This window comes from Novipirellula sp., from assembly GCF_041583735.1.
Classification (GTDB): domain Bacteria; phylum Planctomycetota; class Planctomycetia; order Pirellulales; family Pirellulaceae; genus Novipirellula.
The window spans coordinates 21,060-32,629 of sequence record NZ_JBFHFD010000022.1; the positions used below are offsets into that span (position 1 = coordinate 21,060).

The following is an 11,570-nucleotide window of genomic DNA, read 5'->3' on the forward strand; positions in this document are numbered from 1 at the left end:
ACTAATCAGTGGAAGTCGTGATTACAGCACTGGGGCCCGATAATGTCGGTTTGGCCGATCCGATCATTCACCACGTCACCGGCCAGGGGGCGCGGATCGCCGAGATCCAGATGTACGATCACGACGAAGAGCATCTGTTTGCGATGCTTTGCCGGATCGATATCCCGGCGACCGAGTTCGACCGATTGTCCGACGCGATGCGGCAGATTGGTGAAGTCACCGGGCTGGCGATTCGCGTTTGGAGCAGCGAGCTGCGGGCTGAGCGTCCGCGTTTGGCGGTTTGCTGTACCTATCTCGAGCACACGCCACGGGCGATTCTCGAAGCGGTACGGGACGGGGGGATCAATGCCGACGTCCCGGTGGTCATTTCGAATCGCAAAAAGCTTGCTCCGATGGCCGCCGAGTTTGGTGCGGCGTTTGAAATGATCGGCGACGGACAAGGAACATCCAACGATGCATTGATGGTCGAGTTGCTCGATCGCTACGAAGTCGATTACGTCGTGTTAGCTCGCTACATGCGGATCCTGCCCCCCTCGACGTGCTGGCAATTCGCCGGCGGACGAATCATCAATTTGCATCATGGGCTGCTGCCCGGTTTTCCTGGATTTCGGCCGTATCACGATGCCTACGGCGCTCGCATGTTGACGTTTGGTGCGACTTGCCACTTCATCATCCCCGAGCTCGATGCAGGTAACCAGACGATCAACCAACGCACCTTTGCCGTTTCGCCTGGGACCAAGTTAGATGAAGTCATCCGGATCGGCGAAAGCGAAAACGAGCCGGCGTGTTTAACCGAAGGGGTACGCCGCGTGATCGACCGCGAAGTCTATCTGCACTTCCACCGCGTCGTCGCCCGCAAGGCCAAATAGCCGCGTATCCTGTGGGATAGGCTTCCAGGAGATCATGCCGGTTTGGGCAAGCCCCCAGTCGTTGTCCAGTGTACAGCCCACTGCACCGGGACTACTCGTGTCGCAGCGCTTCGATCGGGTTCATGCGTGCGGCTCGGATCGCAGGATACAACCCGCTGATCAGCCCGACCGCGACCGCGATCACGACGGCCAACGGAATGGTGCCGTAGACGATCGTGGGTTCCGCTTCACGAATCGCATCGGGAAGGGCCGCAAACTTGTCGGGGAATCCGGTCTGGACGATCCACATCAATCCGCTGAACATCGCCGGCCCCAAGAACCCAAGCAGGATGCCAAGGGTTGCACCGGCGAAGCTGAGTACCAGCGTTTCCGCCAAGAATTGACGAACGATGTCACCACGTTTTGCACCGAGTGCACGACGAATGCCGATTTCACGGGTGCGTTCGGTAACGCTCGCTAGCATGATGTTCATGATCCCGATCCCACCCACGATCAGCGAGATACAGGCGATTAAAATACCGATTCCTAGAAACATCATCCGCAAGTTGCGGGCTTGTTCAAGCAGTTCCAAGGGAACGACGACGGCGATGTCGTTGACTGCGGCATGTTTGGGTTCGAGCATGTATTCGATCATCGCTGCGGTGCTGCGGACTTGATCGACCCGCTCGACCTGCAGCGTGATTTGGTTCAATTCCATGATCTCGACTTGGAACTGGCCGCTACGCCGCGTCATGATTGTATCGCCGACGCGTTTTCGCAGCGTTTGAATCGGGATGTAGATGTCCGAAGAGAAATCTTGAGAATCAAGCGAGCCGCCGATCGCTGCGGACGGATTTCTCGCTTTGAGCACGCCGACAATTTTGAAAAAGTCTTCGCTTTCCGGTACATACACCCGTTTGCCAAGCGGTTCTTCGTAAGGAAACAAACGGTCCGCCACGCCTGCGGAAATCACGCACACGGTCGCCGAATGGATGCCGTCGGCGTCCGACAAAAAGCGACCTCCCCCCTTACGGATGACCAGATTGTTGACGTCATCGTAAAGCGGAGTGCAGCCGACAAGCCGCCCGTCCAGGATACGGTCTTGGTAACTGAATTGGCGACGAATTTCGCGGATTGGAATCGCCGCTTGAATCGTGGGGACCGTTCCCAAGATTAACTCTAAGTCGCTACGTAGCAGCCCGTACTTGCTGGCCGACATGCCCGCCATTTTTTCGTCTGGCGGTTTGACGCTGCGGACGATGATGGTGTTGGCACCGAGCGACTCGATTTGCTTTTGGACTTGATCGCTGGCGCCTTGGCTGATCGCGGTCAACACGATCACCGCCCAAACGCCGATCAAGATCCCAAGCATCGTCAAACCCGTTCGCAGCGGATGCAGCGAAAGGCTTTTGATACCAAGTTGCCATGTTCGTAACCAAAGCATTACGATTGCCTTGCAAGAAGTTGAACGACGTTTTCGTGTTGAGCAGCGCGGGCGGCGGCACGTTTTTCTTCGCTAATCAATTCATCGCGGTCAAGCATCCCGTCTTTCAGGCGAACGATTCGCTTGGCACGCTCGGCGACATCATCTTCATGGGTTACCAGGATGATCGTGCGGCCTTCCTCGTTCAGCTCATCAAAGATGCCGAGAATTTCTTCGGTTGTCACTGAGTCCAAGTTACCCGTTGGTTCGTCGGCGAGAATGAAGAAGGGGTCATTGATCAAGCTGCGGGCGATCGCAACACGCTGTTGCTGGCCACCCGAAAGTTGAGAGGGGCGATGGTCCAAGCGATCCGCTAATCCCACCCGAGCGGCCATCTTTTTAGCGCGTTCGAGTTCTGCCGCACCCAGCCGGCCTTGGTAGTAGAGCGGGACTTGGATGTTTTCCACCACGCTTAGCTGTTGAATCAAGTTGTAGGATTGAAAGACAAAGCCGATCCGCTTGCTGCGAATATCGGCAAGTTGGTCGTCGGTCAACGTGATGATGTCGTCGTCGCCCATCATCAGACTTCCCGAGGTGGGCTGGTCAAGGCACCCGAGCATGTTCAGGAGCGTACTTTTGCCGCTTCCGGACGGCCCCATGATCGCGACGTAATCTCCTTCGGGGACATCAAACGAGACGCCGCGAAGTGCCCGTACCGTCTCGCTCTTGAGCACGTATTCTTTCTTGAGATTACGAATCGACGTGGCCATCCGCGGCGGCGTATCGCGAGCGGCCTCCACAGGCCGCGTTTCGGTGGAATACGCTTCCTTCATGCTCATCGCGGGCCTCCGCCGCCCTGCGACATGCGTTTTTGCATCGCGCTGGTCAGTTCGGATTCGGTGACCATGCCATCGCCATCGGTGTCAGCGTCGACGAGCGACCCACGCCGTCGTTCATCTTCGATCGCATCGATTTCGTCTTTCGACAGTTTGCCGTCGCCATCGGTGTCCGACTGCTGGATTCGCGTCTTGGCGATCGTTGCGGGGTCGGGGCGTCCACCGCCGGCGGAACTGCCCCCACCGGGTCTCAGATTGCCGGGCCCAGATCCGCTCGGGCCAAATCCGCCAGGGCCAGATCCACCCGGGCCGCCCCTGTCGCGTGGTGGGCCGCCTGCCTCGTCACCGGGACCCTCGGTCGCGTCCATCGTCTCGCCGTCGCGAGCGGTATCGCGAGCACGATCGGCGGCGATTTCACGCATATCGCTGTTGTCGGTCTGTTCCAACTCGGGCAGATCCATTAGCGTCAGGAATGAACGCAGGTTCAGCACGACCGTTTCGCCTTCCTTGAGTCCTTCATCGATACAGGCCATCGTGTCGTTGGTGGCCCGGATCGTGACTTCGCGAGTTTCGAAAGATTGAGGTCCCGTTTTCACGAGCGAGTACATCTTGCCGCCGTGCTCGTACAATCCTTGGATTGGAATTTGAGTCGCATCGGGAATTTGTTCGACGAAGATCTGGACCTCGGCCGTCATTCCGGTGCGAATGTTGTCAGGCGGATTAATGATCTCGACCCAAGTGGCGTATTCTTTAATCGACGAACTGAAGAAGCTGCCCGGTTCGGCATAACGATTGACCTTGACGACAGCTCCCTTTAGCCGCAAACCGGTTACCGATTCGACAGCAATTTTGGCGGGCATTCCCGCCTGGATCAACGTGATTCGCGACTCGTTGATCTTGCATTTTACTTGCATTTGGCTCGGATCGGGCAAGCGAATGATGGCTTGTCGTTCACGCACCGTGGCTCCCGCTTCGACCACAAATTCGGCATTGCCACCTCGTGAACTGTAGCGGTTCGCATGGACCACCACGCCTTCCGAAGGAGCGACAATCACGCAGTTCTCAATCTGCTTTTTCACGTCGGTTAGTTCTTGCTCCTCTTCGGACAATCCGCTTTCGGCTGCGGCGAGTTGGGCTTTGGCCGCTTCAATATCACTGTCGAATTGGACCAACATTTTGCGTTTTGTGAGATCTCGCAGGACCCGCAATCGGCCCTCGGCGGCTTGCAGTTGGTTTCGGGCATTGGCGACGGCGTATTTGTCGGCGTCGAGCTGCAGCGATTTGACGAGCCCCTTGGCCACCAATCTCTCGCTGCTTTGCAACGCTAACTGATTTTTGCGAAGCTCTTGCTCGGCGATCGCCTTTTCGCTCAAAATTGCCTTTTCTTCGGTTTTGAACACCCCTTCGAGATATTCCTGGCGAGCAATCGTGGCTTGTTCGACAAGGGCTTTCGCCGTCGCCACGTTCGCGGCGGCAGTGATCACTTGGATCCGCGATTCTTTCAACGTCAATTCGAGTTGCGACGCGTCCAGTTCGACCAGCTTGTCGCCTTTGGAAACGCGAGCTCCCTCGTCGATCACCCACAGAATGGCAGTCCCTGAGCTATTGCCTCGCGATTCCACTTGGCAGGTGACTTCGATATTACTGCTGCTCTCGATTTCGCCTTGTTCCAATACGATGTGGTCAAAGGGCGAAACGATAACAGGGGACGTGATCAAGTCTTTAGTGGAAATGCCCTCGGCGCGTTTGGCCAGGTAGCTGTAGACAAACCACCCCGCCGTTCCTGCGATTACCAAAAAAACGAGAAATCCAGCCATAAGGCCCCCACGTCGATGGCGGGCCGAGGCCAAGCGGGAAGCGGGTTTGATCATTGCAATTGGGTGGGAAATGAAGGGGGGAAGGGCATCGTTTCAGGCCCGATCTGGACGGAGCCACTGATTAAACCACACCCAGTGCCGAAAGTATCGGTCGCTATGGCGATTTATGCCCCCTCATTGTAATCAAGCCTCGAAATAACGATCGGCATCGATCTGCAAATTCGCGGGAATCTTTGTGGCAAGCTCTTCCGGTGTTAACGAAAATCGGGGGTTGATCTCCACGTTGACTCCCTCGGCCACGCTCGCCCCGGCCGCTTCGAGCCAGCGGCGATGTTGCGCGACAATCGCTTCTCTGGCTAATTTAGGTGTATCGTTCTCTGCTCCATCAGCATTCTTCACCGGCGCAAATCCTTCACTCGGAAGGACTTCGACCACAAAGGCGTTTTTTGCACTGGGCAGCAAGTCGAAGATGAACTTCTCAAATTTTACCGCGTTGGGTTCGCTCGGGGTGACCACGTTTTGGTTGGCATCCAAGTAGGGCACCTTTTTCTGGGCGCGATGGAACGGCAGCGATGACGTGCTCTCGCTCGCTCGGCACAGGAAGTCGACGTCGATCACATGCACTCCGATGCTGCCTGCCCACAGTTTCAATTGGCCGTCCGCGTCGGTCGCTTCGGCTGCTTTTTGTGGCAAGTCGCTATATTCGATCACTTGTACCTTGCCTCCGGCCAAAGCGATGTTTCCGACTTTCTCCATCGCATAGCGTTTCCGAATGACTTGCGTGGTCATCTCGCTGCCGGACAACAAATGGTGCCCGATCAGCGTGGGCTCGCACACGTTGACCAGCGGATTGTCAACTTGGAAATAGGACAGACATTTAACGCCCCGCTTTTTCGCGTCATCGAGGCACCCGTTGCGGTCTAGTGCCCGCACGGTTCCGCCATGACCATCGGGGCTGAGCGCAAGTGAGCTTTTCGAAGCCATCAGTAACTTGCCCGTTTTGGCATCCACCGCAGGCATCGTGCCTTGGCGAAAGATTCGCACGTCATCAGGCGACATGCCGAGGTAATTGTTTTCTTGAAAATAGGCTCGTGTTTCCGCGTCGGTCGCGTCGCTGGTCATGATGTAAAACGGAATCGCGACGCCGTACTTTTGGCCAATTGCCAGTAGCCGATCAGCAAAAATCTGAAACAGCGTGCGGTTCGAGATCGGACCGACCGGAAACATGCCTTTGGGCTGGTCGAATCCCAATCGTGTGCCCTGTCCACCCGCGACCAGGATCGCGCCCACTTCGCCCGCACGCAGTGCGGCTTCACCCCGCTGGCGTGCTTCGTCAACGCTCCACTTTGCTCCGCTGCCGTCGGCACGAACCGAAGGCGGTGTTTCGGCATTGGCCGCGAGTGTTTCAAAATCGATCTTCTCGTCCTTCCCGGCCACCAGCGTGGCAATGGTTTCGAAGTCGACATCCTCGATCTGAGCTGCCAAGTTTTGACGCTCCTCGTCCGAAAGTTCCTCCCAATATTCGAGGACATGCTCTTGTGAATATTTAGCGAGTTGCGATTTCAAGGACTCGAGATTCATTGTTGGAAGCATGGTGAACGAGGATTACGGTAGATGAACATACGGGAGATTTTGTCAAAGTGCAAAAAAGAAGCACCTTGGCGGTCAAGACGCAAAACGTGTGCCGGAAAACACGATCGATGGGCGATGCGTTTGGTGCGAAAGATACCTCTTCGAGTGTGCGGACCTAAAACGATAAACCGCTAACGCGAGAAATTCCATCCGGTGTTCTCGTAACGCTGTTCGCACAGCATTTGGATCTGCGATTGCGGCAGAGCTTCACGCCAGGTCTCGCGGGCTCCGAACACCTCCACCACGTCGCGTTTCAGTTTCGCGGGGTCGACATTGATATTGGTAATGAAATGTTCGTGATCCCGCTCGGCGCGGTAATCAGGCTGCCGCGGTGCGAATTTTAAACATCGAGCAATCAACGCCAAATCACCATCGTACAGTAGGGTGCCATGATACAGCAGATGATGGCGGGCCATCCGCATGCTGTTTCCCGAGAACTTGCAATTGTTGAAGGTTAAATCGCATGTTCCTTGAAATTGTGCCGCCTCGGTCGCTGTGCGAAGTTGGCGATTGACCGCGGTTTGCAAATGCTGCATCACAAATTGATGTGTCACGTCGATGCGAGCCAAGTCGGGACGCAAATCCAGATCCAGCACCACGCTATACATCAAACATCCAGGGCCGCCGACCACCGAGGCGCCACCGGTGCAGCGGCGAAAAATGGGGATCCCCTCGCTGCGACAGAAATCGATATCGACTTCTTCGGCAACTCGCGATGATCGCCCGACGATCACGGTAGGGTGCTCGAATTCCCAGACGCGAATGAACTCGCACGTTCCTCCCGCGTTGGACGTTTGCTCTTCCGCGATCAGCAATAATGCTTCGTCCATCGCAATTTGATGAGAAGCTTTGGTCAGGGGGTGGGCGACAATCTGCATTCGTTCCTAGTCTCCGCGTAGCGAGTCGAGCAGCGGCATTTTTGCGACTTGACGCACCGCTAACAATCCTGCCAGCAACCCGAAGACGACGATACCCATCACGATCAACAGTGGCTCGATCCAAGGTGGATTTATCCCGCTTAGAATGCCGTAGGGCAACACCGCCAACATCGCACAGATGGCGCCGCAACCGATTCCGACCAATAGCAGGATGCTGGTTTCACGCAGCACGATCGCGGATAATCGCCCGCGAGTAAACCCGATCGCTCGCAGCACCGCCAATTCGCTACGCCGCTCCAGCACACTTCGCAATTGAGCAATCGCCAATCCAACCGTTCCCAACAACAATCCTAACGCCCCCAGGCTTTGGAACGTTCGCAGGTAGGTGTTTTGCACCGCCATCATGCTCGCCAGAATCGATTCGCTTTGCGAAACGTCCATCCCAACATCGCCAAGACGATTTTCCAGTGCCGAAGCGGCCTGGGCCATCTGGTCCGATTCGGCATCGATCAAGAAGTAACGATAACCACTGAGATCGGAGAACTGCGTTTCAAAATTCGATTCACCGATCAGCAACTTGCCTTGCAGCAGCGTGTTCGATAACAACCCCACCACTTTCAAATACAGCGGTTTGCCAGGTTCAAACTCAAACGCCTTGGTTTCGCCGATTCCTTTTTGCATCTGCAGACTCCACATCGCGGTGTTCAAATCAATGATCACCGGAATCGGATCTGCTGCGGTTCCCTTGGCTTCGGGCGAAAGTAATTCCCAAGGCGATTGACCATCCGCAACCGCTGCATATTTGGCCCATTCAAAACCAGGCAATCGCTCGGGATTTTCATGGAACAGGTTCGCAAACGTGGCGGGAACGCCCAGCACGGTGGGGCTGGTCGCTTGGTACAAGTTGTTGCAACTCGCGTCCTGCCCGGCACGCATTCGCATCGGGGCGACGATCGCATTGGCCATCGTCGCGGCGTCTTTGCCCATCAAGTCGTCGCGGATTTGAGGATTGGCAAAGTCGCGATAAAGCGGTTGAGCGGTTTGTGCGACAAGATCGAATCCGCCGCTGCCCGCTTCGGTCGGCCGCAGCCGAAACGCGGTGATCGCAATAATCAAAAATGCGGCGGTGGCCATCAGACCAATCGTCAATGTGCTCCGCAGCGGATGCCGCGCGGCGTTCCGCGTCGCGAGCGATCGATACGAGGAAAGCGTGACGACCGCGTCGTTGGATCGTAGGTGCGGCTGTTTCAGTCGACTGTAGACCAGCGTCAGTGCGGCGACGAGCAACAGCATGCCGCCGCCCACAAAGCCACCCGCCGCGGCTTGACCGCCCGCCTGGGCTCCCGCCGCCGCGACGATTACCGCTAGCACGCCGAGGGAAACCGCCGCAATCCGTAACCGAGACACGCCGCGTGGTTTTCCTTTTTGCAAGGGCGTTGCCGATTGATCTTGGTCCCTTCCCGTTAGCAAACTGCGTGCGTCGACTCTTACGATCGAGCGAACGGTCAATGCCAACGTGGCCATCGCGACGACCCAGCTGACGGTCGAGCCAATCAACAAGCTTCGCATTGTCCAGTGAAACGTCAAAAAGGGGACCGTGACCGCGCCGACCCACCATGATCGAAGCGCCCACAACACGAACATCGCATAGCCGATCCCGGCGGCGATCCCCAGGACAACGCCGATCGTCGCCACGACGGCTCCTTCGCTCAGTACCAAACGTCCGAGCCGACGTGGAGTCCAACCAATGGCCAGCAGCGTGCCAAGTTGTTTTAGTCGCTGTGTCAGCCCCAGTCGGAACAACATTGCGATCAACATGACTGCCGCCAAAATGACGAAAAAGCTAAGCGACAAGAAAAGGGCGTCAAACGGTGTGGTCCCTCGCGATGCGGCAAGTTGTTGTTCGCGGATGCGGTGAATCGACCAACCAAGGTCGTCAAACGAAGGTTCCAGCGAGCTGAGTATCTTGGATTGCAGTTGGGCTTCGCTTTCGTTTCCGGCGACCTTGATACGAAGCCCCGTCGTGTTTCCAAACCGGCTGCCAAACAAACGTTGCCCCTCAGCCAACGGCAAGAATGCTTTCGGGGTTAGCCGGAAATCGTTCCAGTACTCGTCGTCTGCCGATTCAATGTCGCGAGTCAATTTGAAGGGCAAATCCCAATTGCTGATCGAATCTTGGTCCGTTACGCCCGGCACCGTGGGGGTCAAATCGGGATCGTTGTAAACCGTCGGCGGCTTGTCAAACACCGCTTCGCGGGATCGACGGTACGGTTTCGCGGGCCGCGTGATCGGGACAATGCCGGTCACCACCGCTGAGAAATATCGCTCGATCTCGTTGCCGTTTTCGACTTCGGGTTCGTAGTAGGCAATGCGAAGCAGAGTGCCGATTTCCGCGTCAAGCTGTTTTGCTGTCCAGTCGTTGATGACCAGCGGGACAAGGGATGTGTCGCCGGCTGCACCTGAGGAAGTGCGGTTTGACTTCGCAGGTAACGTGTAGTCCAGAGGCAATTCCGGTGTAGAATCAATCGCCGTGATCGTGCTGTAGGGGACCGAGGCAATCACCTTGCCCTCCTCGTCGACTCGTTCAATGGCATTGGCCAGATACGTGCAGACCTCCGTCACGCGGTCACGCCCCAACGCTTGCACGGTCTGCTCGACGACTTGCTCGGGAAGTAGCAGTTGATCGCTAGTCAGTGACACATATTCAAAAATCGTTTCGCTTTCGCTGCTGCCCGCCGCGTCCTCTTCGCCGACAAAAACTTGTTTGACCTGTTTCAGATCCAACCCAAGTGCCTCGAGTGTGATGTTTAGCGCCGAGGGATCGATGGCCGAATTAAACAGCAGTAAATTGGCTTGTCCCTCACGCTGCAGCGTCTCGGCAACGGTCTCGCGGCGAAGGTAAACGTTCAGCGGGGCCGCTTGGCTGGCTGTGACAGAGAATCGTCCCAAACCGCGATCCGGAATGATGCTCAGCACCTTCATTCGCGGCAATCCTTCGCTTTGGATGTCGCGGCGGCCCAGTGGACTGTCGGCGGGCACAGCGGCTTCGACCGGCAGTCGCACCGTGACTAAATCCCCCACGTTCACTCCCAACTCGGTCGCAGTCGCCTGGTTTAGCACCACGCCATCATCGCTGGGTAACACGTCCGGACGAACACTCTGCACGCCCAGGTCCCAGAAATTCTCGTCGCATCCAATCAACTGCACCGATCCGGCGCGATGGGTGACATCGCCTTCGGCATTTTCGGATTCGACAATTCCTGCGGGAAAGAAAATCAGCGGGACAGCGTCACTGGAAGCGACTATGACTTGTTGGCTATTGAAAAAGTGGCCCGGTGCGACCATCGAATCGGTGCGTCCGAGTCGTTCGATCGTCAATTCACGCAGACTGCCTCGCATCGAATCGCCAACCAATAACGCTCCGACAATCACCGCGGTGGCTGTCGCGACACCCAGCGCGACCGATGCCGAAACTCGCCAAGAATGGCGTACCGACGACATCACCATCGTTTTCATGCCAAACGACGTCGTCAAGTTTTGGGTTCGGGGCGTTGGGTTCGCTGTTTCCATTGTCATGTTGGCCACCAAGAATTCCTCACAATCGGCACAATCGTTCTGTCCATCATGGTGACGGTTGTACCGTGTTTAGCAATCCCGCGTTACAGGTTTGAGTCGCAGAATGAAAGCGACCGATTCACTTCAATCATACGGCCAAACGGATTTGGCTGACGGTATCGCTGGAATTCGCCTCGCGTTCGCTTTTGCGGTGTGACCCGAGCTGGCCCGGCCCTTGTGGGGGAATCGCGGCGAAAGGATGAGCTTCGCTTGGCAAATTTGCAAGAAACGAAACGACGTCGGTTGCGATTTGCCCTCAGTCTGCTGGTGATCAGCGGGGGGTGTGTCAGCGGAGCTGCAGAGCGATGGCCTCATTTAAGCTACGCTGCAAAGGATCGCAGTGTAAAAGGTCGCAGTGTTACGAGTAGCACGGTCGCCAATCACGCTATGGCCAGTCGCACAATCACAGCCGATCCACAGCAAGTCAGCCCATCCACCGCAGCGTCGACGTTTCGCTTGACTGGGTACCCGATTCGTCCAGCAGGTCCCAAAACGGCGAAGTCCACCGGCGATGCGGAAAC

7 protein-coding genes and 1 pseudogene are annotated in these 11,570 nt (G+C 56.5%); 2 read left to right on the top strand and 6 right to left on the bottom strand.

The window, feature by feature from the left end:
- The first annotated feature begins 8 nt into the window (after positions 1-8).
- Positions 9-869: a formyltransferase family protein gene (locus ABX962_RS03450; protein ID WP_372716638.1), complete on the top strand. Its 861-nt coding sequence runs from the start codon at positions 9-11 to the stop codon at positions 867-869.
- Positions 870-960: 91 nt separating this feature from the next.
- Here the strand turns inward: ABX962_RS03450 and ABX962_RS03455 are convergent, their stop codons facing one another.
- The 6 genes from ABX962_RS03455 to ABX962_RS03480 form a co-directional block, all read right to left on the bottom strand.
- Positions 961-2,292 carry an ABC transporter permease gene (locus tag ABX962_RS03455; RefSeq protein WP_372716640.1) on the bottom strand — a complete coding sequence of 444 codons (1,332 nt, stop codon included), beginning with the start codon at positions 2,290-2,292 and terminating at the stop codon, positions 961-963.
- Positions 2,292-3,110 carry an ABC transporter ATP-binding protein gene (locus ABX962_RS03460; RefSeq protein WP_372716642.1) on the bottom strand — a complete coding sequence of 273 codons (819 nt, stop codon included), beginning with the start codon at positions 3,108-3,110 and terminating at the stop codon, positions 2,292-2,294. The genes ABX962_RS03455 and ABX962_RS03460 overlap by 1 nt, the downstream gene beginning before the upstream one ends.
- On the bottom strand, positions 3,107-4,924 hold the full coding sequence (locus tag ABX962_RS03465) for an HlyD family efflux transporter periplasmic adaptor subunit (RefSeq protein WP_372716644.1): 1,818 nt from the start codon (positions 4,922-4,924) through the stop codon (positions 3,107-3,109). The genes ABX962_RS03460 and ABX962_RS03465 overlap by 4 nt, the downstream gene beginning before the upstream one ends.
- 183 nt (positions 4,925-5,107) lie before the next feature.
- Positions 5,108-6,505, bottom strand: a complete 1,398-nt coding sequence (locus tag ABX962_RS03470; protein WP_372716646.1) for a UTP--glucose-1-phosphate uridylyltransferase — start codon at positions 6,503-6,505, stop codon at positions 5,108-5,110.
- 182 nt (positions 6,506-6,687) lie between these two features.
- Positions 6,688-7,386: a biotin/lipoate A/B protein ligase family protein gene (locus ABX962_RS03475; RefSeq protein ID WP_372716648.1), complete on the bottom strand. Its 699-nt coding sequence runs from the start codon at positions 7,384-7,386 to the stop codon at positions 6,688-6,690.
- Positions 7,387-7,440: 54 nt separating this feature from the next.
- Positions 7,441-11,010 carry an ABC transporter permease gene (locus tag ABX962_RS03480; protein WP_372716654.1) on the bottom strand — a complete coding sequence of 1,190 codons (3,570 nt, stop codon included), beginning with the start codon at positions 11,008-11,010 and terminating at the stop codon, positions 7,441-7,443.
- A 249-nt stretch (positions 11,011-11,259) separates the two neighbouring features.
- Here ABX962_RS03480 and ABX962_RS03485 point away from each other — a divergent pair.
- Positions 11,260-11,570 (top strand): annotated as a pseudogene (locus tag ABX962_RS03485) (hypothetical protein); the annotation flags it as partial.

Coding starts and splice junctions, on each gene's coding strand:
- ABX962_RS03475 (WP_372716648.1), bottom strand. CDS start 7,386: ATGGACGAAGCATTATTGCTGATCGCGGAAGAGCAAACGTCCAACGCG.
- ABX962_RS03470 (WP_372716646.1), bottom strand. CDS start 6,505: ATGAATCTCGAGTCCTTGAAATCGCAACTCGCTAAATATTCACAAGAG.
- ABX962_RS03480 (WP_372716654.1), bottom strand. CDS start 11,010: ATGACAATGGAAACAGCGAACCCAACGCCCCGAACCCAAAACTTGACG.
- ABX962_RS03455 (WP_372716640.1), bottom strand. CDS start 2,292: ATGCTTTGGTTACGAACATGGCAACTTGGTATCAAAAGCCTTTCGCTG.
- ABX962_RS03460 (WP_372716642.1), bottom strand. CDS start 3,110: ATGAGCATGAAGGAAGCGTATTCCACCGAAACGCGGCCTGTGGAGGCC.
- ABX962_RS03465 (WP_372716644.1), bottom strand. CDS start 4,924: ATGGCTGGATTTCTCGTTTTTTTGGTAATCGCAGGAACGGCGGGGTGG.